Raw genomic sequence first — 24,478 nt, forward strand, 5'->3', positions numbered from 1 at the left:
GATTAAAGAATTTGCTTGGCGACCATAGCGATTTGGACCCACCTGACTTCCATTCCGAACTCAGAAGTGAAACGAATTAGCGCCGATGGTAGTGTGGGGCTTCCCCATGTGAGAGTAGGACATCGCCAGGCTTGCTTACTGTTTTTAGATTTTAAAAAATCTAAAGGCAAAACTGAGATTTAGCATTATTTAAGTAAGACTAAGTTTTAGTAACAATTTGTGGAGAGATGGCTGAGTGGTTGAAAGCACCGGTCTTGAAAACCGGCGTACGTTAATAGCGTACCTAGGGTTCAAATCCCTATCTCTCCGCCACTATTAAGAAGCCTCGCTAGAAATAGCGAGGCTTTTTTCATTTCTGATGCTTGGAAATAACTTAAAGTATTTGAATTAACCTCTTAGCCAAACATTAGCACCGATAACAACGATAACAGTTAATTACTCTTTTATTATTCAATTCCGAATAAATCTTTCTAGAACATCTAACCACTCTCTGAATATCTATAGAAGTTTGTTAAGCCTGCTTGTCGTACCCCTATTGATACAGGGCTTTTGTTAACAGAAGTGCGTTTCTATTCGCTACTGTCTTCAATGTGAGTTAGCGCTTTTAAGCGGTCTCTGACTTACTGCTGATTAATATGACTACTTTGCTTTAGCTTTTACAATAAACGTTATTTAAGCGTTGTATGGAGCTTTCCTCCATCGAGCTGAGTACATAACGTCAGATAGCTCATGTACTCGTATATTCTCTATATCTATCCAATATAGTTATGTTCTGCGAGTGTCGAACTGTCTTCCTAGATATTGAGGTTCAACAAATCTGCTTTGCAGAAAATGATTGAAGTAGCTTCACTTGGTTATCAATGAGATAAGGAAGTCTCGTGGGTATGAGTGACAAAAGCCATCGGTGATGGAGTCTCGTTGCTTTTAGGTGGTAGAGGAACGTTCACGTTGAAACTATGAAGGGTTTTGATAAATTGCAGGTAATAAAAAAGCCGACAGTAAACTGTCGGCTTTCTGCTTTCTGAGCCGCTTAGTTGTTTTGAACTAGCGTTAGAGCTTTACGAGAGACTTCGTGAGCCGCTTTAGTTAGGTTTTGCTTCTCCAGTGTGTCTGCTAGGTAAGCATAGTCAGAAACGTCTGAGCGAAGCTTTAGCGCAACTTCGAAATGTTCTTGTGCTTCTTGCCATTTCTCTTGGCGGAAGAAGAAGTGTGCCAATGCACTTTGTGCTGCTGCATTTTCTGGTTCACGTTTCAAGACACCTTCAAGGAAAACAATCACTGGGTGGCTATCTGGTAGGTTTAGCTCTGGCAGTAATTGGTATAGTTCAGGTGTTGGGCTCTTCTTCAGTGCTTCTTTGATCACAGTGAAGGCTTCGGCATCTGCTTTGCGTGAGATGAGCTCGTGAGCAAAACAACCGATCAGGTGAGCGTCTTGTTTTACCTTACGTGGCAGACTGTTCCAGTGTGAGATAAGACCTTCGCTACCTTGTTGCTGAGCCACTTCGTGTAGCAAACCACATTGAGCTTTCTGAATTAGTCCTGCTTGCTCTTCTTCTGTGATCAGTTTGGCTTTACTTAGTTGAGGCATTAGATCGATCAGTGGTTGCCATAGCTTAAGCTGCATGTAAGTAGTCTTTTGCAGGTTAAGAACAATCGAGTTATTCGCGTACTGGCCTTTTAGTGCTTGTAACGTATCGAATGCAGACTCGAACTCGTTATCACGAATGAACTGTTTCGCGCGAGTCAACTCTACTGCTAAGTGCGAATTCTCTTGTTGGCTTGCTAGCTCTAGGTACTGGTCACGCTTTGTTTTGTCACCTTGACCCTGTGCAGCTTCTGACGCTACTAGGTAGCAAAGCAACGGCATGTCGTGATGGTTTGCCCAGCGTGTCACTTTCTTCTCGGCACCTTTCCAGTCCCCTTCAAGTAGCTTGATGATGCCCTCGTTGGTGTAACGACGAGAACGACGCATTTTACGGACGCTAAAGTAGTTCCAAGTGCTTGAGCTTGCGTAAACCAGTTTCTTGACGACATATTCCAATAGGAACAATGCAGCCAGTGCGGCAATCACAAAAATCACTAGGGTAGTGACACTCATCTCAATGGTTTTATTGGCAATTGAGATCAGGACATAGCCTTGTTGGCCTGAGAATTGAGTGCCAACGAATAGACCAGCACCAAGAACAACAAATAGGAAAATAAGACGAACCATTACTTATCCTCCGTACCTGTCATTGTGGTTACTTCACGACGTAAGCGCTCGCGAATGACATCTGATAGCTGGTTTTGACTTTCTAGTTTCGCTGGGTATTCAACTTCGATGTCTTGTTTACTCAACTGGCTCAATGATTTGTTGAACTCTTTAACTGAATTATCATCTTGGTTGAAGAATGCCATTGCCCATTTGTCCGCGGTTTCCAAAGAGGTGGTGTATATTTCCCCTTGTTCTTGGTAAACCGATTTAATCGCTGTTTCGATCTTGGCTTTGATGTTCTCTTTCAAGTAGAAGTGTTGTTGTGGTGAGAGCAACGGAATTACATTGCCATCACGTGTACGGAAGGTAATGAAGTTCTCTGAGAAGTCTTTTAGTGAGGTCATCAGGTTATCTTGCCAGTTTGCAATATCTTCTGATACTTGTTGCTTCTCAACCGCTGCAGCTTCAGGTAGTAATGCATTTGCGAGAGGCAGTTTGTCTACTTGCTGTTGTAGTGCCGTTAAACGCAATACTAGGCCATCACGGTCAACTAGTGGCACAACACGTAGTTTAGTGATGTCGTTTGCCATTGCTTTACGCAAACCTACAAGGCTGGGATCGTTTAGCGCTGCGATACGCTGGTCTGCGCTTTCCATCAATTGAGTAGCACTTTCTACATCATGCTCTAAAAACAGCTTACGACCAGCCAGTTTTACTAGATAGTCAGCTTCTGCTAACAGCCAATCGTTTGGGCGACGGCCTTTCACGTCGGCCACTGCCAATTGTAGGCTTTCAATACTTTTTCGTTGCTGACCAAGAACCACTTCAGCTTTGTGCGTTGCTGTCGTCGCTTTTTCAATAGTTTCTTCTTTTACTTGGTTTAGCTCTTGTTTCATTGCTGATTGAGCCTGCTCTAGTTGGCTCTGAAGCTGAGCGATCTGAGTTTGGTATTCTGATTGCTGTTCGAGCATTTTGTATGTCAAACCACCACCAAAAATAAGTGATAAGACGATCGCCACAGTACCCAGCTTCACGCCGCGTTTGCCTTGCTTCTCTTCAAATTCAACTTTGTTTGGTTCTGCTGGTTTGGTTGGTTCAGCAGGCTTTGAGTCTACCTTTTTAGGCTCAGATTCTTGTTGCGGTGTGTCTTTTTCAGCTAGCGGTGCCGATGCAGTTTGTTCGGAAAGGTTTTTATCGTTATTTTTTTGGTCGTTATTTTTACTTGTCATGCCTATATCCTGTGTAGCTAGGGCTGGAGAGCAGCCAGTAATTCTTGGTTGGATGCACTTCCTGTACATCTGACCTGAGAGAAGCCCCTTTGAATTGCGATGTCAGCGATGCGCTGACTGGGGATATACAACTCTTGTTGATTAAGCCAAACCAATTGTTCTGACGTCAATTGGTTGCACAAATAATCCAGTTGTTCACCACTGGTGACGATTATCTGGTCGATTTGTTGGGTTTTCCATAATGAGACACAGCTTACTGGATCGAATGGGATAAATTCTCTCTTATAAGTCTCACTATAGTTAACTTTTGCTCCGCGTCTCACCAATGCATCTTTAATCAGTTCCCTTCCTCCGTTGCCACGAAGGATTAGAACTGTTTGTTTTTCTACATTGTTTAGTTCGGGAAGCTGCAACAAGTGCTCACTATCACTGACTTGTGGATAGTGTACTTTCTGTTGAGTGCATTTGCTCAAATAGTGTGCTGTTTTTTGACCAACGGCAAGGTATATAGCCTGCTTGGGCCATGATTTAGCGTTGTTCTCTAAGATTTTCTCTGCGCATCGCACCGCATGTTGGCTGACTGCAATAATAATTTGCGCATTTTCGATATATTTGGAGAGGTGCGTATCGCTGAGATCGGCAACGATGTCGATCAATGGATGATGGATTGCAGTAATGCCGTGCCTTTCGAGCAGAGAGCAAAGTGCGATGCCTTGCTCTCCCGGCCGAGTGACCAACACTGCCATGATTATTCGTGGTCTGCGTACAGCTTGGTTAGTATGTCGCGTGCACCGCCTTCAAGTAGCTCGTTAGCCAATTGAACGCCTAGTGCTTCGGCATCGTTGCGGTGACCACGAATTTCACCACGCACAATTAGGCTACCATCAGGCTCGCCAACCAGTGCGCGTAGCCAAATGTTGTCACCGTCAAGCAGTGAGTAACTGCCGATTGGCACCTGACAACCGCCTTCAAGGGTCAGGTTCATCGCACGCTCACAACGTACGCGATCTGCCGTATCTTGGTGGTTTAGTGGCTCAAGTAGTTTAAGTAGACGTTCGTCATCCACACGACACTCAATACCTACAGCACCTTGGCCTACCGCCGGCAGCGATTGCTCTGGCTCGATAAAGCTACGAATGCGCTCTTCTAGCTCAAGGCGCTTCAGACCTGCTGCGGCAAGAATGATGGCGTCGTATTCCCCTGCATCTAGCTTACCTAGGCGAGTGCCTACGTTGCCACGTAATTCTTTGATAACTAGGTCTGGGCGGTATTCTTTTAGCTGACACTGACGACGCAGGCTACAAGTACCTACAACTGCGCCTTGTGGCAGCTCATCAATGTTATTATAAGTGTTAGAAACGAATGCATCACGTGGGTCTTCACGTTCACAAATCGTCACCAAACCAAGACCTTCAGGGAAGTCTACTGGTACATCTTTCATTGAGTGCACCGCAAGGTCCGCACGACCTTCAAGCATCGCCACTTCTAACTCTTTAACGAACAAGCCTTTACCACCAACTTTTGCTAGCGGCGTATCCAAAATGATGTCGCCTTTGGTCACCATAGTGACGAGTTCCACCTCAAGACCTGGATGAGCGGCTTGAAGTGCGTCTTTTACAAAGTGTGCTTGCCATAGAGCAAGAGGGCTTTTTCGAGTTGCAATGCGAATTGGCGTGGATTGTGTCATGGTCTTCTCAATGCTGTTTAAGTTTTGCTTAATCGTAACACTCAACGCGTGAAAATCTTAATGTTAGTTAGGCTTCTCTTGGTGTCATGAATGGAATTACATTGCATTATGGAAATAGTGTGACTGGATTCTCATTTAGACTAAGGACTATTATTAGTTAGAGGCGAATACGAGCGACACTACTGCGCTATCAATTTTGCGACTAGTGTGGGGTTTTGAAACCGCAACTATTTGCGGGTGGAAATCTTTACCAACTCTGATGAAAGTGTTAAATTGATCACGTTTTTAGACCTTTTTGGTTTAAAACATCAGCAGATTTTCGTGATTGTTCAACCAAGGAACTTCCCTTGCAGGCTTACACCCAAAAACTTATTCAGCGACTAGATAACCTGAACCAGCAACGGATCGACCGTGCGCTGGCGCTTATGGATTCGCAAAGCCAGCAAGTCTTCCACTTGATTCCTGCCTTGTTGAACTACAACCATCCTGTTATTCCTGGCTACTACGATGCTGACGTACCTTATGGTGTGTTTGGTCTAGAGCTGAACGAACTCCAACAACGATTCCTTGATGATACTCAACTGACGATTGGGCAAGCGCTTAAGACAGCAGAGCTACCTGCGATCTTAGGTTTGTACACTATGGGCAGTACCTCTTCTATTGGTCAAAGTACTTCAAGTGATTTGGATATTTGGGTGTGTATCTCACCGGAGATGGATAACGACCAACGCGAGCTGCTGACCAACAAATGCTTGCTGATCACCGACTGGGCTCAAAGCCAAGGTGTGGAAGCGAACTTCTTCTTAATGGATGAAGAGCGTTTTCGTAGCAACCGTTCTGAAGAGATGACTGGCGATAACTGTGGTTCTTCTCAGCATTTATTATTGCTGGATGAATTCTACCGTTCTGCAGTACGTCTGGCTGGACAGCGTTTGTTGTGGCAAATCGTGCCACCAGAAATGGAAGAGTGTTACGACGAGTACGTTGCACAGCTTTGTAAAGATGGCTATATCAATTGTGATGAGTGGATCAACTTTGGTCAGCTTAACCGCATTCCTGCTGAAGAGTACTTTGGCTCGAACTTGTGGCAGCTGTATAAGAGTATCGATTCTCCTTACAAATCCGTGTTGAAAGCGATCTTGCTTGAAGCTTACTCGTGGGAATACCCGCACACACAGCTTCTTAGCATCGACACTAAACGTCGCTTCTTTGCCCATGAGCCTGACTTGTACGGCATGGATGCATATTACTTGATGCTAGAGAAAGTAACGCGTTACCTAGAGCGAATCCAAGACGACACACGTTTGGATTTAGTTCGCCGCTGTTTCTACCTTAAAACCCATGAAAAGCTGTCTCGTGAACCTGATGTAGGTTCTGTAGCGTGGCGCCGTGAAGCCTTAAGCGACATGATTGCGAAATGGCATTGGGATGAAGCGGTACTGGCAGAACTCGACGATCGCCGTAACTGGAAAGTAGAACAAGTGAAAGTGGTGCACCATGCATTGTTGGATGCTTTGATGCAAAGCTACCGTAACTTGATTCAGTTTGCGCGTCGTAACGACATTACTTCGGCGATCAGCCCGCAAGACATCAGTATTCTTGCTCGTAAGCTGTACGCGGCATTCGAAGTGCTGCCGGGTAAAGTTACCTTACTTAACCCGCAGATCTCTCCAGATCTTCATGAGCCAGACTTGAGTTTCATCGAAGTAAAAGAAGGTGGAGTTAACAAGTCAGGTTGGTACTTATACAAGCAGCCTTTGATTGCACACCGTATTCTTGGTCAGCCTTGCCTTGAGCACCATGAGTATTTGAGTAAGTTGGTTTCTTGGGCGTTCTTCAACGGTTTGATTACCGAGTCAACGCGTTTGCACGCGGTGGTGCGTGAGGCGCAGTTAGACATCGATAAGTTCTACCAAATGGTGAGTGACCTACGTAACACCTTCTCGTTACGCAAGCGTCGCCCAACCATGCAAGCGTTGGGTAGTCCGTGTGAAATTAGTCAGATGGCGATGTTCATCAACTTTGAAAATGACCCAACGGCAGAGCTGTCTGGCCGCTCACTCAAAGTGGATGTGAAGAACACCGATATCTTCAGCTTTGGTCCTGAACAAATTAACTTGGTCGGCAGTGTTGATTTAGTTTATCGCAACTCATGGCACGAAGTGCGTACACTGCACTTCAAAGGTGAAACCGCGATGTTGGATGCATTGAAGACCATTCTTGGCAAAATGCACCAAGACGCGATTCCGCCAGAATCGGTGGATGTATTCTGTTACGCGAAGAACATGCGTGGCGTGATGCGTAATATGGTTTACCAACTGTTAGCTGAGTGTATCGACTTACGTTTGAAGCCTGTTGAGCAAGAGAAACGCCGTCGCTTTAAAGCCATACGTCTTGCCAACCAAACTTATGGTTTGTTCTTTGAGCGTCGTGGCGTATCGGTTCAGAAACTCGAGAACTCAGTTGATTTCTACCGCAGCATTTCAACCAACAAGCTGAAAGGTTCGCCGCTGTTGATGCTGGATCGTGAGCAAGAGTACCAGCTACCAGAAGTCGTAGATGGCTTTGCGAGTGAAGGTTTAGTGCAGTTCTTCTTTGAAGACACTGACGATGGTTTCAACATCTACGTATTAGATGAGTCAAACCAAGTTGAGGTTTACCACCAATTCAGTGGTTCGAAAGATGAAATGATTGCGTCAGTGAACAGCTTCTACACCTCGGTGAAAGATGACAGTCGTGTATCGTCAAAGTTCATTAACTTTAATTTGCCGCAGTACTACCAAATCATTCATCCGGAAGAAGGGAATACCTACATTATCCCTTACCGTAATGATGGCTGTACGCCAACTCGTCCAACTAAAGCGGTAAATGCGTAAAACGAATAATAAAAAAGAGCACCTCGGTGCTCTTTTTTCGTTTAGGTGACTGGTCGTCACAAATACTCATTTTGCTTATGGCCAATCAATGGTTTCGCCAGCGTGCTTTTCACACTCTTCTTTCACCATTTCAAACAGTTCCATGCCTGTTTTTGAGCAAGTCCATTTGTTCTCGAGTAGCTTGAAATGGAAGCCACCAGATTTCGACGCTAACCAAATCTCATGCATTGGCTCTTGGCGGTTAATGATGATTTGGCTGCGGTCTTCAAATTCTAATGTCATTACGTTGCCAGTGACTTCGTAATCAATGTCTGCGCCTGATTCATCGATGGATTCTTCGATGATTTGCATCTGTGCGTCCACTAGTTGATGAAATTCAGTATCGTTCATCCGTCTATCCTATTGCTTTTCCTGAGTGTGGTGCGATTATAGGGGGCATTGGTTTAATAATCACGATATGCAAAATGAAAAAATTACTTACTGTGTTGTTTGTGATGGTTGCAGCGACACTGGCCGGTTGCGGCCAATCAGGCTCACTTTACATCCCAGATGACGCTCAACAAAACGAGCAGTCACAATAATCAGCCACACCTTAGGGTGAAAACAGGGTTTAGCAGTCGAATTAATTAAGGGAAGCGAATTTTGGATTACTTCAACTATCAGGATGATGGCCAGCTTTGGGCCGAAGACGTCTCACTCCACGATCTTGCCGCGCAGCATGGCACTCCTCTCTATGTTTACTCACGTGCAACGCTAGAGCGTCACTGGAATGCGTTTGATAGCGCTGTGGGTCAGCATCCTCATCTTGTTTGTTATGCAGTAAAAGCAAACTCCAACCTTGGCGTATTGAATGCACTGGCTCGTTTAGGCTCAGGCTTTGATATTGTATCGGGTGGTGAGCTTGAGCGTGTTATCGCGGCTGGCGGTGATGCGAAGAAGGTTGTGTTCTCAGGCGTTGGTAAAACGCCGGCAGAAATGAAACGCGCACTGGAGTTGGGTATTAAATGCTTCAACGTGGAATCAGAACCTGAGCTAGAGCGCTTGAACAAAGTCGCGGGCGAGCTAGGTGTGGTTGCACCGATTTCTCTACGAATTAACCCTGACGTAGATGCAAAAACGCACCCTTATATTTCGACTGGTCTGCGTGACAACAAGTTTGGCATCGCTTTTGACCGTGCTCCGGCAGTATATAAATTTGCTCAGAGCTTACCAAATCTCAATGTGCAAGGTATCGACTGCCACATTGGTTCTCAGCTGACTGAGATTGAACCTTTCATTGACGCTACAGACCGTCTATTAGCGTTGATTGATGATCTGAAAGCACAAGGCATCAACATCCGTCATCTGGACGTTGGTGGTGGTCTAGGCGTGGTATATCGTGATGAATTGCCACCACAGCCTTCGGATTACGCGAAAGCGTTGCTAAGCCGATTAGAGAACCACCAAGAGCTAGAGCTGATCTTCGAACCAGGTCGTGCGATTGCCGCGAATGCGGGTATTTTGTTAACGCGCGTGGAATTCCTAAAACACACTGAGCACAAAAACTTTGCCATTATTGATGCGGCAATGAACGACTTGATGCGTCCAGCACTTTACCAAGCATGGCAAGATATCGTGCCAGTCTCACCACGAGCAGGTGAAGCACAAACTTACGATTTGGTGGGGCCTATCTGTGAAACTGGCGATTTCTTGGGCAAAGATCGAGCGCTAGTACTGCAAGAAGGTGATCTACTCGCGGTTCGCTCTGCAGGCGCCTATGGTTTTGTGATGTCTTCGAACTACAATACGCGTACCCGAGCGGCGGAAGTAATGGTGGATGGTAACCAAAGCCATCTTGTTCGCCAGCGTGAGGAGCTGACCAGTTTGTGGCAGCTGGAACAGATTCTACCGGAGTAACACACAACAAATGCATTTCCACTTTTCCAAAATGCACGGTTTGGGCAACGACTTTATGGTCGTCGACTGCATTACCCAAAACGTGTTTTTCTCCCAAGACTTGATCCGTCGTTTGGCGGATCGTCACACGGGCGTTGGCTTTGACCAACTGCTCGTGGTTGAAGCGCCGTATGATCCAGAAACCGACTTCCACTACCGCATTTTTAATGCCGATGGTAGTGAAGTTGAGCAGTGTGGTAATGGCGCTCGTTGTTTTGCGCGTTTTGTGCGTTTGAAAGGACTGACCAATCGATACAGCATTAGTGTTAGTACCAAGAAAGGTAAGATGATTCTTGATGTTGAAGACGATGGTGATGTAACGGTAAATATGGGCGTGCCTGAATTTGAACCAAGCAAGATCCCTTTCAAAGCGAAGCAAAAAGAGAAAACCTACATCATGCGAGCAGGTGAAAAAACCTTGTTCTGCGGTGCCGTAAGCATGGGCAACCCTCATGTTGTGACGGTGGTTGATGATGTTGATACGGCTGAGGTGGAAGCGCTTGGTCCATTGCTTGAGTCACATGAACGCTTCCCTGAGCGTGTGAATGCAGGCTTTATGCAGGTAGTGGATCGCAACAACATCCGTTTGCGTGTGTATGAACGTGGTGCGGGTGAAACCCAAGCTTGTGGTAGTGGGGCTTGTGGTGCCGTTGCGGTTGGCATTTTGCAAGGTCTTCTGGACGAGAACGTGAAAGTTTCCCTTCCGGGGGGTGACCTACGCATCTCTTGGCAAGGCCCAGGCAAACCATTATTTATGACCGGTCCTGCAACGCACGTATTTGATGGTCAATTGTCGTGCTAGTTGAAGAGCAAGAGAGTCAAGTCTCAGAAGTTGAAGCAGATGCTCTGACGGCGGAAGTCGTTGCGCAGTACTTAAAAGACCATCCAGATTTCTTTGTTCAGCGTCCTGAACTGATCGACCGTTTATCGATGCCGCATGTTGATTTGGGCACAGTTTCTTTGGTTCATATTCAAATGAACCGTCAGCGTCAGCGTATTGAAGAACTGGAAGAAGAGATCACGACACTGATGTCGTTGGCGGCAAATAACGATCGCACCTTCTACGAATTCATGGATTTGCAAGGGCAAATCCTCAAGTGCGGTGACTTTAAGCAGGTCATCAACGCCATTGAACTCAAAGCCAAAGATCTTGGTTTGAAGGCCTATGTGCGCCTATTGAGTCAGTGTGATGCTGCGACTCAATTGAGTAAGGAAAGCTACCAACGTTTTGCTACCAATCACTTAAACGGAAAAGACGCTTACTTAGGCCGTTTACGTAAAGTGGATCGCGAGGCGTTGTTTGGGAATATGGATGTTCCAGAAATGGGTTCCTATGTGGTGTTGCCACTCGTGAAAAAGCAGACGCTTGGCGTACTGGCATTTTCTAGCGAGGATGGCGGTCACTTCCAACCAGGTATGGACACCTTGTTTTTGCGTCACTTATCCTTAGTAGTGGCACATCTCGCTCAAACATTGGTATGGCAAAGTCACCATGACGACAACTCCCAACACTCCTCTGCCAAATAGTCTTCAAAAGCCTCTTGAACGCTTCTACGAATTCTTGCGAAGCGAAAAGGGGCTTAGCCTGCACACCCAACGCAACTACAAACAACAATTGGAAACCATGGCTCACCACTTGGCTGAGATGGGGTTGAAAGATTGGTCGCAAGTCGATGCGGGTTGGGTGCGTCAATTGGCAGGTAAAGGCATGCGTGAAGGCATGAAAGCCAGCAGCTTAGCGACGCGCTTATCTTCTCTACGCAGCTTTTTCGATTTCCTGATCCTACGTGGAGAAATGTCAGCGAACCCAGCCAAAGGGGTTTCGGCGCCACGTAAGAAACGTCCACTACCAAAGAACCTCGATGTAGATGAAGTAAACCAATTGCTTGAAGTTAACGAGGACGATCCGTTAGCGGTGCGCGATCGCGCCATGATGGAGCTAATGTACGGCGCTGGTCTGCGTTTGGCCGAGTTGGTTAGCATTGATGTTCGTCATGTTCAATTGCGCAGTGGAGAGTTGCGTGTGATTGGTAAAGGCGACAAAGAACGTAAAGTCCCGTTCTCTGGTATGGCAACAGAATGGGTCGGTAAGTGGTTGCGTGTGCGTGGTGATTTAGCTGCGCCGGGTGAGCCAGCGTTGTTTGTGTCTAAGCTGGGTACGCGAATCTCACATCGCAGCGTGCAAAAGCGCATGGCGGAGTGGGGGCAGAAGCAATCTGTCGCGAGCCACATCAGCCCGCACAAGCTGCGTCACTCGTTTGCGACCCACATGTTGGAATCGAGCAATAACTTACGTGCGGTGCAAGAGTTATTGGGGCACGAAAACATCTCCACCACCCAAATCTATACCCACTTGGATTTCCAACATTTAGCGCAAGCTTATGATCAGGCGCATCCAAGAGCGCGTAAGAGAAACGACAACAAGTCGGATTAATCAAGGAATCCCATGAAATTCTACCGCCGTATTGCGCCTGTAAAGGCGATGACGTTTGACCTTGATGACACTCTCTATGACAACTACCCAGTGATAGTTCGTATGGAGCGTGAGTTATTATCTTGGCTTCAACACTATCATCCGGCGGTCGCTCATATGGATAAAGCCGATTGGTTTGCACTCAAGCAACGTGTCGTGCAGCTACAACCTGAGCTGAAGAGTGACGTCACTTTGTGGCGTTTAATGCAGCTCAAGCAAGCCTTCTCCCAAGTGGGTTACGATAACGAAGCGTCCCATGCCGCAGCGCAAGCCGCAGTAGAGGTTGCTTTAGATTGGCGTAACCGTTTTGAAGTACCACAGCAAAGCCTCGATGTACTTGCTGAACTGGGGCAAGAAATCCCGCTGGTAGCAATCACCAACGGCAATGTGGATTTAGATCGAATTGGTCTAACGCCTTATTTCCAACAAGTACTGAAAGCAGGGCCGGATGGTCGTGCGAAGCCGGCGCCGGATATGTTCAGTAAAGCACAGCGGTTTCTGGATTTGCCAAGTGAACATATTCTTCATGTCGGTGACCACTTAGTAACAGATGTTCAAGGCGCGAAACTCGCGGGTTTTGCCGCATGCTGGTTTAATGATATGAATAAAAATGTCATTACTCAGGCCAAAACGCGAACGTTACCTGACATTGAAATCAATAACTTGCAGTCGTTACTCGCGCTTTTGTAATCGCTTTCGCATTAATCCATTCAATCTTAATTCTGACCCTAGAAAAGCCGCCTAAAGCCACGTAAATTACTCTCATCAAAGTAAAATAATAAAACCACTTTCATGTGGTGTGGCTTGATGACGGCAGTGGTAGGGTAAATGCGAGCATTCTCTCAACTGGTTCAAAATGTGGATCAGCTTAATGACTTTTTAGTCACTTCTCAGTGTTGTGCAGATAAACGTTATCTGGTGCAACTCTTATCCACCCAATCACGCGACTCCGCCGTCTCGCTCGCACGGGCAATACTCGAAAGATTACCCAACACGCACATCATAGGTCACAGCACTCGTCACGTTATCTTGGAAGGTGAAATCATTAACCATGGCTGCTTAGTGTGTGTGATGGAGTTTGAACAAACTACGCTCACGTCTGCGGTTCAGCATTATTCCTTCTCGCCAGATATCGATGGCTACGATCTCAAGCAAGCTTTACAGCTGCAAGATAACTCCAAAGCCATTATTAGCTTTTCTGTCCAAATCGAACGCCGTGATTATCCGGTGTATCGCGTATTTGATGCCGACGGTCCGAAGGTTTCTGGCGGTTTGGCTCAAACCATCGATGACGGTTGTTGGGTTCTGCATCAAGACCAAGTTTATGACGAAGCGGTTGTCGCGGTTGCCTTGCACAGCGATACCTTGAAAACATGGACGAGCGCGTATTCTGAGTGGAACCCGATTGGCATGCCGCACAAGGTGACTCACGCCAAAGGGACGCGTTTGTATCGTTTGGGGGAGCGTAAAGCGCTGGAAGTGTACAAACATTACCTTGCTGATGGGCACGACCTGACGCTTAATCAACTGCTGAATTTCCCACTTTATCGAGAATCCATTGGGCGCAAAGAGGTGTGTGCCGTGACGGAAATCCATCCCGACGGCAGCATGAGCTTTGATCGCCCTTGGTGTTTGGGTGATGAAGTGCAGTTTTGTTACAACCATCCTTCGCTAACGCTTGAGCAAGTTCGCCATGGGGTGGTGGAGCTTTCCATGCATCAGCCTGAAGCAGTGATGATTTATAACTGCGCATCGCGACTTGATTTTATTGATAGCAGCGATGAAGTTCGCGCCTTCACGGACATTTCCCACACGTCGGGCAGTTACTGCATGGGCGAGTTGTACGGCGAGAATCACCAACAAGAAATTCTGCACCATAGCCTGACTTACTTGGCGATGCGTGAAGGGGATGAAGTTACCGCGCTTAACATGCCACAGCAAGAAGTGAGCACTTCTATCTCTCCCTTGTTTAGTCTGATTCGCAATGCGATTGGCGATCTCAACAACATGAATGCTCACATGGGCTATCAACTCGATCGTCAAGCGAAAAAGCTAGAACAGAGCTTTCGCCGAGATAGCCGCACAGGATTACAAAATCGCGTTGCGTTGCAAGAGCGTTTGATCAGCATTGATACCGATGAGCATTTACTGACACTTAAACTGCTTAACTTTAGCCATATCAACGAAAAGTACGGCTATCGCGTTGGCGATCAACTGTTGAAAGACTTGTCGATGCACTTCAGCAATCGCCTGCGTAAACGCCTTGGTAAACCGGCTGCGCTGCAACTTTATAGCATTGGTGTTGGTGAGTGGGCGTTCTTATTTAAAGCTGACACCAGTAGTGAAGCGATCAAGCAACACTTTACTCGCTTTGCTGACGCGGTCGAGCAAACCAACTTTGAACCAAGTGGCTTACGAGACATTGATTACCTTTCGATTTCATTGTGCGGTGGCTTGGTTAGCCGTCGTGACTTCCCAACGGCATCGCCGGATGAATTGCTCCTCAAAGGAATTGAAGCACGAAGAGCAGGGGTGCGCAGTAATACGCACATCTGTAATGCCAAAGATATTGAGGTCAATGAAGATGTGCGAAAAGAGCAGTTGGGTTGGTTGAGCTGTGTGAGCCGCGCCATCCTCAAACAGAACATCATTACCTACAGTCAGCCAATTGTGCACGCTTATAACCATCGTCCTGCGAGCCAAGAGTGTTTGGTACGCATCATGGAAGAGGATGGCAGCATCATTGCGCCGGGGCGTTTCTTACCCATCATTTCTGATACGCATTTGTACACGCGTTTGAGCCGTCACATGATTCGTTCAACGCTCAACTACATGCAAGACCAGCATGGTGACTTCTCAATTAATTTGTCACCTCAGGATTTACTCAGCGATAAAACCTTGATGTTGCTTGAACATGCTATTACCCAGCTCAATGACCCAAGACGTATTGGTTTAGAAGTGTTGGAATCAGAGCAAATCAAAGATTACGGAAGGATGATTGAGGTGTGCAGTCACTTTAGAAGCCTAGGTGCACGCATCATTGTGGATGATTTTGGTTCGGGGTATTCCAATATTGATGAGATCCTCAAGTTAGAGCCAGAAGTAATTAAGCTCGATGGCAGTTTGATTCGCTACATCGACAAAGACCAAAAGCAGCGCAAGATTGCCTCGCAGTTGGTGCGTTTGTGTCAGGTGTTTAACGCTAAGACTGTCGCTGAGTTCGTGCACAACAAAGAGGTGTGCGACATTGCGCAGGACATGGGGGTGGACTATCTGCAAGGTTATTATTTGGGTGAACCGACACGTTTGTTTTAATGTAGCTTTGCTCTAATTGAGCTTAAGAGCTCTAAAGTTTTGTTTCACGTGAAACAGCATCCAATAAAAAACGCAGCGTTAGAGCTGCGTTTTTTTGATTCTTAAGAATGTTAGGCTTTGAACTCGTGACCACTTTTCTCGGCTTGGAAACGAGGAAGGTATTGCTCGAAGAAGTTCAGCATCTGTTTCTGGTTTTGCTCTTCACCGAGTTGCCCGAGCAATTGGGCAGCCACTTCAAAGGTACATAGATTACCTTCTTGCTGGTTGCGACGCAGTTGATATTGGGAATCGGCTTGAGTGGCTAAGCCCATCATAGCGACGCCCTCTAGCCAACGGCTTTTATTGATCATCTTGCGCGCCTCTTGCCAAGTCGCATCAAGAATGATGTACAGCGGTCGTCTGCTTTGCTCGTTACTTTGTTGCTGCACTTGTTCAAGTGTCAGGCTCTCTTCACTTGGGAATAGCAGTACTGACAGTAGGCTTGGATTCGCTAGCGTTTCTAATAACTCCGCTGGTGGTGTTTTTCGGTCCCAAACGACTTGAGTGACATTCAGTTGGCACTGGGCGAGCAGTTTGCCAGTGTTGGTATCGCGTGTCAGTTCATTAGGGTGCATTAACAGCATCAGCGAGTGTTCACTGCTTAACTTGGGCAGCAGTGAACAGATGCAGTTGAACTGGAAGCCACAATGTGGACAAGGCTGCGCCATTACAAGCGCACTCCATCACGAACAGGGCTGATGCCATCTGAGAACAGACGCACACCGCTGACTTGTTCTTTGCTCGCTTTTGGCGCCAAGCTTGGGTTGATTGGGTAGCTTACGCCTGTGTATTGCATAACGTATTGCCCCGGTGTTGCACCGCCTCCGCTGACATTGAAAATCAGGTCACGCCAGCCGTGCGAGGTTTGTTGACCAAGCATAATTGGGCTTTGCACTAGCGTCATACGGCTGTTGAAGCGCCACTCTTTCTCGTAGTTTTCGAAGACGAGTAGAGTACAACCGCCAGAGCCACACCAATCAAGTTGCACCAGTAATTCTTCATCACCATCGCCATTCAGATCGTAGGTCAGCCAACGGTATTGGTTATTGCTTGGGTTGGTTTGATTAATGAAAAAGTAGTTACGTACCGCCGCATCCACTTTTGAATTAAATTCGGCACTGGATGGCACATCAGCTGCACCAATTGGATCGTTGTTGCGCTCGGCTGCTGGTTGTTCTGTGCCTGAGTGACGCACTGTTGCTGGATATAGCACTAAACCACCATCGGCAATGGGATAAACCAAATTGCCCACTTTCTCTTTGACTGCTTTCAGCTGGTTGCCTTCGCGAGTAAATAGGCGCTCGGTCATTAAGCGTTGTTGCTGGTGGTGAGTCATCAATACTTGAACTTGCGATGGGCTCAGTTGTTGCCAGTAGCCGCGTTCAATCAATGGGGGTTGCCCGTCTGAATAGCTGTATTTGGTTGTCGCACTGTGGTCGCTGTTAAGTGTCATTTGTACTTCAAACCCTTGCGACTGGGTTGACGTTGCTACGTAAGTGTTCACCCACTCGAGTGTTGAATCTACGTTGGCCGCCATACCGCAGCCTTGGTAGGTTTTATCGTCATGAGCTAGTGTCGCTTTCCAGCCGTAGAGAGAGTTGCTCATGGTGTCTGAACACAAGTTCTCGGTCATGCGCAGTTCGCCGTCATCCAGTTGGTAAGTACGCTGACGAGGTTGCAATTTACTGCTGTCGATTTTTAGCGTTTGTGTCGACTTGCCCATTTGCTGGAACTTGAGTGTGTTGCCTTCAAAGCTGGCAGCCCAAGACGGTTCATTACCAAATACGCGAGTAGGTTTGTTGGTCTGTTTGCAGCGATGCGGATTTTCTGTGGTGAGGAAGTTCACCTGCTCAACCACAAAGTTAGCATCGAAATCTGCAGAAAAACCGTCGACGCCTGGTGGATTGAGGTGACCAATCACTTCACCATACATGGTTTGATAAGGTTCGTTGGTGATGGCCACTGCACGTTGGATTTGTTGTGGTGACAGTTGCAGCCAGTATTGTTTGTCGCTGCCACAAGGTGTGATGTACTGGCTTTCATGCCCAATCACGACTTCACCACGCAGCATAAAGGTTTGAGGTAAGATGGTTTCTGGCTTATCTAAGGACGCTGGTGGAGTGGTTGGTGTGTCTGCATCGGACTGCTGTGGTTGCATGCTACATGCTTGCAGCACCAGCAGTGTGGCTAATGCCACTGGGTTTTTCAAAGCCTTCATGTTATATCTTCCTCATTACTCAATCTGCATCGGATGGCATTATGGCATATTGGTTATTTAAAACAGAACCAGATACCTTTTCTATTGACACGCTTCGAACCCAAAAGGTTTCATGTTGGGAGGGAGTTCGTAATTATCAGGCGCGTAATATGATGCGTGACCAAGTCAAATTGGGCGACTTGGTGCTGATTTACCATTCCTCTTGTAAGAACGTAGGTGTGGCTGGTATTGCCAAAGTGACCCGTGAAGCGTATCCCGATCATTTCCAGTTTGACCTAGAGAGTGATTATTACGATCCAAAATCTGACCCAGAAAATCCGCGTTGGATAATGGTGGATATTGAGTTTGTGCGTAAGACTGAACGCTTGATTCCGTTGTCGGTCATGAAGGCGATGCCAGAGCTAGAAAACATGCCATTAGTGAAACGCGGCAATCGCTTATCGATCATGCCGGTGAGCGAAGAAGAGTGGCAAGCAATCCTCGGTAAAGAGAAGTTACCGAGTCAGCGATAAAAGAAAAGGGCTGCATAGTGTAGCCCTTTGTGATTTTGCCGATAACCTGCTGTTGGTAGCCAATACAGGTTATAGCAGATGATCTTGCAGGTAGTGTGCTACCGCATCGTCGGCGTTGCTGCCGATCACTTCATTGTTTGGTAGTGCTTTCATCACTTTCTCGTGAGAGGTGCCCATCACCAAACCTTTACCCGCCATCGATAGCATTTCTACGTCGTTCATGCCGTCACCAAACGCAATGGTGTTTTCTAGTGTCAAACCAATTGATTCTGCCACTGCTTTTAGAGCGTCACCTTTAGAAACACCCGCACTCATTACTTCCAGACACCAAGGTGTTGAGAATGCGATGTTTAGTCGATCGCCAAACTGTTCACGCAGCTTCGTTTCGAAGGTAACAAGGTGTTCATGGTCTTGCGCTGGGTGGGTGAAGAACACTTTTGCAATGCCGTCAGTTGGCGCATTGTCTTGGTCGTACAACTTGTAAGTGAACTCTTCGTGGAAATCACGCAGTTGTTCGTCGTCTTTGTTCAGCAACCAGTCGTCGTTTTGATACATGTGGATAAGTATTTCAGGATCCGTTTTGATCGTGTCGATCACCGGCTGCACCAAATCTTCTGGTACGTTCTGGCTGTACATCTCTTGATCATTCTGGTCGTGCACACGAGCGCCGTTTGAAGTGATCATATAAGCCGGAATACCTACCGTGCGACGAATGCTTGCGACGTCTACGTGGTGGCGACCCGTTGCAAAGACAAATGTGTAGCCTTGTTCATGCAGCGCTTTGAGCGTCTCTTTCGAGTAAGCGCTTAGCTGGTGGTTTGGTGCGAGTAAAGTGCCATCCAGATCTGAGGCAACGATTTTAGTGATCTCTTTGCAAGGTAGCGATGTGCTCATGAAGCCCTCGTAAACGGTTCGGATAGAGTAGAACAGGTTGATTGCACACGGAGCGCAGTAGATTGACTAGGTCGTACTGCTCCGAGTGCGGGGAACATGATGAAGTTTACGCCAAAATAAGGAGGAAAAAGAGGGTAAATCGCAGACCTCGTATTTCCTCTTTAATTCATTTTATGCGCTTTGAGCACGCATAAAGGAAAAGACAGCGTCCAGAGCTTGGTTACGATACTGGTCTTTTTCGAACAAAATTTCGTGCTCTGCACCAGCAATCGAAACTAGGCTGGCATTGGGGTTGGTCTTACTTAGTTTGTCGATAAAGCGTTGCTGCGCGGCGTTACTCACGATGCGATCGCTACCTGACTGAACCAATAAAACCGGAACTTTAATTTGGCGTGTCAGCAAAATACATTGCTTAGCAGCCATTAACCCTTGCCATACCCAACGTGTGCTTGGCCCCCCGACTTGCAGTTCGGGCTTGTCGTTGTATAAACCACGGAACCAATGATAGCGATCGTAGCTTTGGCTAAGGGGGTTATCTTCAAACGGTTTTGTGTAATACGCTTTATGTCCCGGAGCATAGCTAGGCTTTGTCGAAACTGCCGCTAAGATTTGGCTGACCGGAATCGCGATAGGGCTGAGATACCAAGGTAGGTTGATACCAAACATTGGGGAACTCAGAATCAAACCATCAAAGTTGTGTTCTGGATGCGTTTGCAGATAGCGCGTGGCGATCGCACCGCCCATAGAGTGGGCAATGATAAAACGCTGTTGGTATCCGCTTAAATCAAGCTGCTGCAGCACCAATTCCATATCTTCAATGTAATCATTAAAGTCATAGACGTGACCCATGTCTGAGTCTGGAATTAGGCGATCTGATAAACCTTGTCCTCGATGGTCAAACGAATACACGTCATAACCTTGTCGATATAGGTCATAGAACAGTTCTTGGTATTTCCAGGAAGCTTCAATGCGACCGTTAACGATCAGCACGGCTTTTGTGTGCTCAGGATTGGTGAGTTTGCACCAGTAGATTTTCTTTTTCTCTGTCCCTTTTACAAAGCCTTCTTGGCGTTCTTGCCAAAGTGCTGCGATTGGACCACCTATTGCTTGCTCAAATAAAGTCTCTTGAGTATAAGTCAAAGGTGAATGGTTAATAGCCATTAGTCGATTACCTAAAGATACGTTGTTACCGCGACGTATCATCGAAGAATTATTGAGGAAATGCAATGGATACCCATGTTTGGTTAGCCTATGTGGTAACAGCAATTGTTTTTAGTCTGGCTCCGGGATCTGGTACCGTCAACTCGATCAGTAATGGTCTGAGTTACGGCACGCGTAAGTCATTGGGTGCTATCGTTGGTTTACAGATTGGTTTGGCAATTCATATTGCTTTGGTTGGCGCTGGCATTGGTGCTTTAGTCGCGCAATCGGCAACGGCATTTACTGTGATCAAATGGGTTGGTGCAGCTTACCTTGTGTGGCTTGGCATTCAAAAGTGGCGTGATACATCCGGCTTGGTTGCGACCGAAAGTCACCAAACCATGTCAGGTACTTCTCTGTTGTACAAAGCCATTCTTATCAACCTGACTAACCCGAAATCGATCGTATTCTTGGTGGCACTGTTTCCACAATTTATTGACCCAGCGAAAGACCAACTGACTCAGCTGTTGGTATTGGGCGTGACGACGGTGATCATTGATGCGTTTGTGATGCTGGGCTATACCAGTTTGGCCGCACAAATGGGACGCTTTATTCGCTCAGATAAGATCATGGGCAAAATTAATAAAGTATTCGGTTCAATGTTCATGGGATGTGGTGCATTATTAGCGGCAGCTAAGTAACAAGTTATAAAAAGCACAATAATTTCGAATGAAAAATGCGTATGTCGCCCGCCAGCCTATCTTTAATCGAAAAAGACAGACGCTGGGATATGAGTTGTTGTTCCGTGATGGTGAAAGTAATGCCTATCCTGCACACATCGATTCAAACAGGGCGACATACCGATTGATAGTAGAGAACTTTCTCTCTGTCGGAACCAATCCTCTGATTGCATCTTCACGATGCTTCATCAATTTTCCTCACCAAAGTTTGCTGCGTCGGTTGCCTAGAAGCTTGCCGAAAAACAAAATCGTGGTTGAGGTACTCGAAACCTGCCAACCAACCGATGAACTGCTTGAAGCCATTCGTGAACTTTATCGTGAAGGCTACTTGATCGCGCTCGATGACTTCACGTTGACTGACGAATGGCGTCGTTTTCTGCCTTATGTTCATATCGTGAAACTCGACATCATGGCGATGGGGTTAAAAAAGGCGTGTGACTTAGTTAAGAAACACACCAAAAAGCGCACCAAATACCACTTCTTAGCTGAGCGGGTCGAAACCGAAGCTGAGTTTGAAGCGACCAAAGAGGCGGGCTTTAAATTCTTCCAAGGCTACTTCTTCAGTAAGCCCGAAGTGATGCAGACTAAATACGTGAGCCCCGAGCAAGTACTGGCGCTTAAGTTATTTAGAGAAGTGTGTGTTCCCGATCCTGACTTCGACCGGATTGAAAACATCATTACCCAAGATGTCACGCTGTCGTACAAGCTACTGCGTTTTGTGAATACGCAATCGACCACGTTAGAAGTGACCATCACCTCATTCCGTCAAGCATTGATTTATTTGGGGCAAGAGAAACTCAAAATGTTTGTCTCGTTAGTGGTAGCGTCTTATATCTCCAGCACGAAACCGCGCGAGTTATATAACTTGTCTCTACAAAGAGCACAATTCTGCGAGGCCATGTCGCGTTATCGACCTCTTTCGCATCTCAACGAGCAGGGTTTTATGGTTGGCTTGTTATCGATTCTCGATGCCATGCTCGATTTGTCTGTCGAATCTTTAGTTGGGCAGTTGCCGTTAAGTCCTTCCGTGCAGCAAGCTTTGTTGCATCGCCAAGGTGAATACGGTGCGTTACTGGCAATTGAAGAGTGCTACGAGCGTGCAGACTGGGCGGGCGTGGAACAATTCTCTCAGCAGCTTGGGCTTTCTGTCGATGATGTGAAGTCTGAACTTGGCGAAGCCGTGCGCTGGAGTCAGACCTTTTCTGGCGCCTAATCTGATCAAATATTAAACTTTTATTACAGTCGAGCACGATCGCTTGACGGCATCCTATTTTTACATAACTATATACGCATATCCATATATAGGTATGTAAGCATGCTTCCACATCAGTTCTTCAAACTTCTTTCCGACGAGACTCGTGTGCGTTGCTTAATGCTGGTGGTTCGTGAAGGGGAAACTTGTGTTGGTGATTTAGCTCATGCGCTACAAGAAAGCCAACCAAAGATTTCTCGCCATCTGGCTCAGCTAAGATCAAATGGTATTTTAGTTGATAAACGCCAGGGGCAATGGGTGTACTACGAGCTGTCAGATCAATTACCGGGATGGATGCAAAAATTGATTGATGACTTGGTAGCCTCAAACTGCTTAAAGCAAGAGTACCAAGACGATATTTCACGTTTGCAAGACAAAGCTCGTGCAGCGTGCTGTTAACCAGCGAAAGCTTAAAGGTAGAAGATTATGACGATTAAAGTAGGTATTAACGGTTTCGGTCGAATTGGTCGTTTGGCATTACGCGCAGCGTTTGATTGGCCAGAGCTAGAGTTCGTGCACATCAACGATGTAGCGGGTGATGCAGCAACTCTTGGTCACTTACTTGAGTTCGATTCAGTTCAAGGTCGTTGGAATCATGCAGTGCAAGTTGAAGGCACAGACATGGTGATTAATGGTAAGCGCATCACGACTTCACAAGAGCGTGATATCGATGCTGTGAACTGGGGTCAATGTGATGTTGTGATTGAAGCAACGGGCGTTCATCGCAAAACCTCATTCCTAAACAAATACCTAGAACAAGGCGTAAAACGTGTTGTTGTTAGCGCACCAGTAAAAGAAGACGGCGTAGCTAACATCGTAGTGGGCGTGAACGACCACATCTTCGACCCAGCGCAGCACCGCATCGTAACCGCTGCGTCTTGTACAACGAACTGTATTGCACCAGTCGTGAAAGTGATTCACGAGAAACTGGGTATTGAACAATCGTCATTCACAACGATTCACGATTTAACTAACACACAAACGATTCTGGATGCGCCGCACAAAGACCTACGTCGTGCACGTGCATGTGGCATGAGCCTGATCCCAACCACAACGGGCAGTGCAAAAGCGATTGTTGAAATCTTCCCTGAGTTGAAAGACAAGATTAACGGTCATGCGGTTCGTGTTCCTCTAGCAAACGCCTCACTCACTGACATCATTTTTGATGTGAAACGTGATACCACGGCAGAAGAGGTTAACGCACTGCTGAAAGAAGCTTCTGAAGGCGAGCTAAAAGGCATCCTTGGCTTTGAAGAGCGTCCATTGGTTTCTATCGATTACAAAGGCGACCAACGTTCAACGATCGTTGATGCGCAATCAACCATGGTTGTGGGTTCTCGTATGGTGAAGATTTACGCTTGGTACGATAACGAAATGGGTTACGCGACGCGTACTGCAGAATTGGTTCGTAACGTTGGTATGGCATAAGGAGTTTTAAGATGTCTCATCCTACATGGCAATTAGATTTAGAAACGGGCGCTTTGGTACTGACTCCATGTCCTGGTACCAAAGGTGTTGAACTGCAAGCTTCGCTAGAGCAGCTAAAAGCGCAAGGCGTAGAAGCGATTGTTACTGCCCTTGATAATGCTGAATTAGCAGCAAAAGACGTGTCTGCGTTGGGCGAATTAACCCAACAGTTGGGCATGAAATGGTTCCAAATTGAGATTGAAGATGACTGTGCTCCGAGCGAAGAGTTCGCTGCAAAATGGTCACAAGCGAGTCCTGAACTGCACGCGATTCTTGCTCAAGGTGGCAAGGTTGCCATGCACTGTATGGGTGGCTCTGGCCGCACAGGTTTGTTTGCTGCGCACCTACTGCTAGAGAAAAATTGGGCGCTAGAAGACATCGTACGTGAAGTGCAAGCGCTGCGTCCTGGTGCTTTCACTAAACCAGTACAAGTTGAGTATATCGAGCGTGTGGCTCAAAACGCTTGATCAGCTTATAGAGCTTTTGGAACATCATGATCTAAAAGCT

At 46.7% G+C, this 24,478-nt stretch carries 23 protein-coding genes, 1 tRNA gene and 1 rRNA gene; 16 read left to right on the forward strand and 9 right to left on the reverse strand.

All coding sequences use genetic code 11. The annotated features are described in order from the left end of the window. Positions 1-14: 14 nt before the first annotated feature. Positions 15-131 (forward strand): 5S ribosomal RNA (rrf, locus tag C1S73_RS11120). Positions 132-221: 90 nt separating this feature from the next. Next, positions 222-312, forward strand: a tRNA-Ser gene (locus C1S73_RS11125). 718 nt (positions 313-1,030) lie between these two features. On the opposite strand, the gene C1S73_RS11130 is transcribed toward C1S73_RS11125, so the two are convergent. The 4 genes from C1S73_RS11130 to hemC are packed head-to-tail and all read right to left on the reverse strand — an operon-like array spanning position 1,031 to position 5,110. Next, positions 1,031-2,212 carry a heme biosynthesis protein HemY gene (locus tag C1S73_RS11130; protein WP_038872494.1) on the reverse strand — a complete coding sequence of 394 codons (1,182 nt, stop codon included), beginning with the start codon at positions 2,210-2,212 and terminating at the stop codon, positions 1,031-1,033. Then, positions 2,212-3,423, reverse strand: a complete 1,212-nt coding sequence (locus C1S73_RS11135) for a uroporphyrinogen-III C-methyltransferase (protein ID WP_038872495.1) — start codon at positions 3,421-3,423, stop codon at positions 2,212-2,214. Before C1S73_RS11135 ends, C1S73_RS11130 begins: the two co-directional genes overlap by 1 nt. 17 nt (positions 3,424-3,440) lie before the next feature. Then, complete coding sequence (locus C1S73_RS11140) at positions 3,441-4,169, reverse strand: uroporphyrinogen-III synthase (RefSeq protein WP_038872498.1); 729 nt, start codon at positions 4,167-4,169, stop codon at positions 3,441-3,443. Between the two features lie 2 nt (positions 4,170-4,171). After that, positions 4,172-5,110 carry a hydroxymethylbilane synthase gene (gene hemC / locus C1S73_RS11145; protein ID WP_038872501.1) on the reverse strand — a complete coding sequence of 313 codons (939 nt, stop codon included), beginning with the start codon at positions 5,108-5,110 and terminating at the stop codon, positions 4,172-4,174. A 347-nt stretch (positions 5,111-5,457) separates the two neighbouring features. Between hemC and C1S73_RS11150 the strand changes: the two genes are divergently transcribed. After that, positions 5,458-7,986, forward strand: coding sequence for a class I adenylate cyclase (locus tag C1S73_RS11150; protein ID WP_038872503.1), 2,529 nt, complete (start codon positions 5,458-5,460; stop codon positions 7,984-7,986). 75 nt (positions 7,987-8,061) lie between these two features. On the opposite strand, the gene cyaY is transcribed toward C1S73_RS11150, so the two are convergent. Further along, positions 8,062-8,376 carry an iron donor protein CyaY gene (gene cyaY / locus C1S73_RS11155; protein WP_038872506.1) on the reverse strand — a complete coding sequence of 105 codons (315 nt, stop codon included), beginning with the start codon at positions 8,374-8,376 and terminating at the stop codon, positions 8,062-8,064. A 74-nt stretch (positions 8,377-8,450) separates the two neighbouring features. Here cyaY and lptM point away from each other — a divergent pair, with 74 nt between their 5' ends. The 7 genes from lptM (at position 8,451) to C1S73_RS11190 (ending at position 15,709) form a co-directional block, all read left to right on the forward strand. Further along, positions 8,451-8,567 (forward strand): LPS translocon maturation chaperone LptM, encoded by a 117-nt coding sequence (lptM, locus tag C1S73_RS28300; protein WP_005533626.1) that lies wholly within the window; start codon positions 8,451-8,453, stop codon positions 8,565-8,567. A 61-nt stretch (positions 8,568-8,628) separates the two neighbouring features. Beyond that, positions 8,629-9,882 carry a diaminopimelate decarboxylase gene (gene lysA / locus C1S73_RS11165; protein ID WP_038872508.1) on the forward strand — a complete coding sequence of 418 codons (1,254 nt, stop codon included), beginning with the start codon at positions 8,629-8,631 and terminating at the stop codon, positions 9,880-9,882. Positions 9,883-9,892: 10 nt separating this feature from the next. Beyond that, complete coding sequence (gene dapF / locus C1S73_RS11170; protein ID WP_038872510.1) at positions 9,893-10,723, forward strand: diaminopimelate epimerase; 831 nt, start codon at positions 9,893-9,895, stop codon at positions 10,721-10,723. Beyond that, on the forward strand, positions 10,717-11,448 hold the full coding sequence (locus C1S73_RS11175) for a DUF484 family protein (RefSeq protein ID WP_038872511.1): 732 nt from the start codon (positions 10,717-10,719) through the stop codon (positions 11,446-11,448). The genes dapF and C1S73_RS11175 overlap by 7 nt, the downstream gene beginning before the upstream one ends. Continuing rightward, positions 11,414-12,355, forward strand: coding sequence for a tyrosine recombinase XerC (xerC, locus tag C1S73_RS11180; protein WP_038872513.1), 942 nt, complete (start codon positions 11,414-11,416; stop codon positions 12,353-12,355). Before C1S73_RS11175 ends, xerC begins: the two co-directional genes overlap by 35 nt. A 12-nt stretch (positions 12,356-12,367) precedes the next feature. Next, positions 12,368-13,084 (forward strand): 5-amino-6-(5-phospho-D-ribitylamino)uracil phosphatase YigB, encoded by a 717-nt coding sequence (gene yigB, locus C1S73_RS11185; RefSeq protein ID WP_038872515.1) that lies wholly within the window; start codon positions 12,368-12,370, stop codon positions 13,082-13,084. A 138-nt stretch (positions 13,085-13,222) separates the two neighbouring features. After that, entirely contained in the window at positions 13,223-15,709 is a 2,487-nt protein-coding gene (locus C1S73_RS11190) for a bifunctional diguanylate cyclase/phosphodiesterase (RefSeq protein ID WP_038872518.1), read from the forward strand. A 110-nt stretch (positions 15,710-15,819) separates the two neighbouring features. Here C1S73_RS11190 and C1S73_RS11195 read toward each other — a convergent pair whose 3' ends face one another. After that, positions 15,820-16,416 (reverse strand): tRNA-uridine aminocarboxypropyltransferase, encoded by a 597-nt coding sequence (locus C1S73_RS11195; RefSeq protein ID WP_038872521.1) that lies wholly within the window; start codon positions 16,414-16,416, stop codon positions 15,820-15,822. Next, positions 16,416-17,966 (reverse strand): COG3650 family protein, encoded by a 1,551-nt coding sequence (locus C1S73_RS11200; RefSeq protein WP_038872524.1) that lies wholly within the window; start codon positions 17,964-17,966, stop codon positions 16,416-16,418. Before C1S73_RS11200 ends, C1S73_RS11195 begins: the two co-directional genes overlap by 1 nt. 41 nt (positions 17,967-18,007) lie before the next feature. On the opposite strand from C1S73_RS11200, the gene C1S73_RS11205 reads away from it, so the two are divergent. Further along, entirely contained in the window at positions 18,008-18,478 is a 471-nt protein-coding gene (locus C1S73_RS11205; RefSeq protein ID WP_005452022.1) for an EVE domain-containing protein, read from the forward strand. A 69-nt stretch (positions 18,479-18,547) separates the two neighbouring features. On the opposite strand, the gene C1S73_RS11210 is transcribed toward C1S73_RS11205, so the two are convergent. Then, positions 18,548-19,372, reverse strand: coding sequence for a Cof-type HAD-IIB family hydrolase (locus C1S73_RS11210; protein WP_005438534.1), 825 nt, complete (start codon positions 19,370-19,372; stop codon positions 18,548-18,550). Between the two features lie 171 nt (positions 19,373-19,543). Beyond that, positions 19,544-20,533, reverse strand: a complete 990-nt coding sequence (locus tag C1S73_RS11215) for an alpha/beta fold hydrolase (protein ID WP_038872525.1) — start codon at positions 20,531-20,533, stop codon at positions 19,544-19,546. A 65-nt stretch (positions 20,534-20,598) separates the two neighbouring features. Here C1S73_RS11215 and rhtB point away from each other — a divergent pair, with 65 nt between their 5' ends. The 5 genes from rhtB (at position 20,599) to C1S73_RS11240 (ending at position 24,438) form a co-directional block, all read left to right on the forward strand. Further along, the gene (gene rhtB / locus C1S73_RS11220) at positions 20,599-21,213 is read left to right on the forward strand and encodes a homoserine/homoserine lactone efflux protein (RefSeq protein WP_038872527.1); all 615 of its coding nucleotides are present in this window, start codon (positions 20,599-20,601) and stop codon (positions 21,211-21,213) included. Positions 21,214-21,241: 28 nt separating this feature from the next. Then, a complete protein-coding gene (locus C1S73_RS11225; RefSeq protein ID WP_038872529.1) occupies positions 21,242-22,465 on the forward strand; it encodes an EAL and HDOD domain-containing protein in 1,224 nt (407 codons plus the stop codon). A 102-nt stretch (positions 22,466-22,567) separates the two neighbouring features. Next, the gene (locus C1S73_RS11230; protein ID WP_009705162.1) at positions 22,568-22,903 is read left to right on the forward strand and encodes a metalloregulator ArsR/SmtB family transcription factor; all 336 of its coding nucleotides are present in this window, start codon (positions 22,568-22,570) and stop codon (positions 22,901-22,903) included. 27 nt (positions 22,904-22,930) lie between these two features. Continuing rightward, positions 22,931-23,932, forward strand: coding sequence for an ArsJ-associated glyceraldehyde-3-phosphate dehydrogenase (locus tag C1S73_RS11235; protein ID WP_005430364.1), 1,002 nt, complete (start codon positions 22,931-22,933; stop codon positions 23,930-23,932). 11 nt (positions 23,933-23,943) lie between these two features. Beyond that, positions 23,944-24,438 carry a cyclin-dependent kinase inhibitor 3 family protein gene (locus tag C1S73_RS11240; protein ID WP_038872531.1) on the forward strand — a complete coding sequence of 165 codons (495 nt, stop codon included), beginning with the start codon at positions 23,944-23,946 and terminating at the stop codon, positions 24,436-24,438. Positions 24,439-24,478: the final 40 nt, after the last annotated feature.

It is taken from the genome of Vibrio jasicida 090810c, assembly GCF_002887615.1.
Classification (GTDB): domain Bacteria; phylum Pseudomonadota; class Gammaproteobacteria; order Enterobacterales; family Vibrionaceae; genus Vibrio; species Vibrio jasicida.

What these genes read in the sequence shown, in the direction of transcription:
- dapF (WP_038872510.1), top strand. Translation starts at nt 9,893, where the DNA reads ATGCATTTCCACTTTTCCAAAATGCACGGTTTGGGCAACGACTTTATG.
- C1S73_RS11135 (WP_038872495.1), bottom strand. Translation starts at nt 3,423, where the DNA reads ATGACAAGTAAAAATAACGACCAAAAAAATAACGATAAAAACCTTTCC.
- C1S73_RS11195 (WP_038872521.1), bottom strand. Translation starts at nt 16,416, where the DNA reads ATGGCGCAGCCTTGTCCACATTGTGGCTTCCAGTTCAACTGCATCTGT.
- C1S73_RS11200 (WP_038872524.1), bottom strand. Translation starts at nt 17,966, where the DNA reads ATGAAGGCTTTGAAAAACCCAGTGGCATTAGCCACACTGCTGGTGCTG.
- C1S73_RS11225 (WP_038872529.1), top strand. Translation starts at nt 21,242, where the DNA reads ATGAAAAATGCGTATGTCGCCCGCCAGCCTATCTTTAATCGAAAAAGA.
- hemC (WP_038872501.1), bottom strand. Translation starts at nt 5,110, where the DNA reads ATGACACAATCCACGCCAATTCGCATTGCAACTCGAAAAAGCCCTCTT.
- cyaY (WP_038872506.1), bottom strand. Translation starts at nt 8,376, where the DNA reads ATGAACGATACTGAATTTCATCAACTAGTGGACGCACAGATGCAAATC.
- C1S73_RS11210 (WP_005438534.1), bottom strand. Translation starts at nt 19,372, where the DNA reads ATGAGCACATCGCTACCTTGCAAAGAGATCACTAAAATCGTTGCCTCA.
- xerC (WP_038872513.1), top strand. Translation starts at nt 11,414, where the DNA reads ATGACGACAACTCCCAACACTCCTCTGCCAAATAGTCTTCAAAAGCCT.
- C1S73_RS11235 (WP_005430364.1), top strand. Translation starts at nt 22,931, where the DNA reads ATGACGATTAAAGTAGGTATTAACGGTTTCGGTCGAATTGGTCGTTTG.
- C1S73_RS11190 (WP_038872518.1), top strand. Translation starts at nt 13,223, where the DNA reads ATGCGAGCATTCTCTCAACTGGTTCAAAATGTGGATCAGCTTAATGAC.
- C1S73_RS11240 (WP_038872531.1), top strand. Translation starts at nt 23,944, where the DNA reads ATGTCTCATCCTACATGGCAATTAGATTTAGAAACGGGCGCTTTGGTA.
- C1S73_RS11205 (WP_005452022.1), top strand. Translation starts at nt 18,008, where the DNA reads ATGGCATATTGGTTATTTAAAACAGAACCAGATACCTTTTCTATTGAC.
- C1S73_RS11215 (WP_038872525.1), bottom strand. Translation starts at nt 20,533, where the DNA reads ATGGCTATTAACCATTCACCTTTGACTTATACTCAAGAGACTTTATTT.
- C1S73_RS11230 (WP_009705162.1), top strand. Translation starts at nt 22,568, where the DNA reads ATGCTTCCACATCAGTTCTTCAAACTTCTTTCCGACGAGACTCGTGTG.
- rhtB (WP_038872527.1), top strand. Translation starts at nt 20,599, where the DNA reads ATGGATACCCATGTTTGGTTAGCCTATGTGGTAACAGCAATTGTTTTT.
- C1S73_RS11140 (WP_038872498.1), bottom strand. Translation starts at nt 4,169, where the DNA reads ATGGCAGTGTTGGTCACTCGGCCGGGAGAGCAAGGCATCGCACTTTGC.
- lptM (WP_005533626.1), top strand. Translation starts at nt 8,451, where the DNA reads ATGAAAAAATTACTTACTGTGTTGTTTGTGATGGTTGCAGCGACACTG.
- C1S73_RS11130 (WP_038872494.1), bottom strand. Translation starts at nt 2,212, where the DNA reads ATGGTTCGTCTTATTTTCCTATTTGTTGTTCTTGGTGCTGGTCTATTC.
- yigB (WP_038872515.1), top strand. Translation starts at nt 12,368, where the DNA reads ATGAAATTCTACCGCCGTATTGCGCCTGTAAAGGCGATGACGTTTGAC.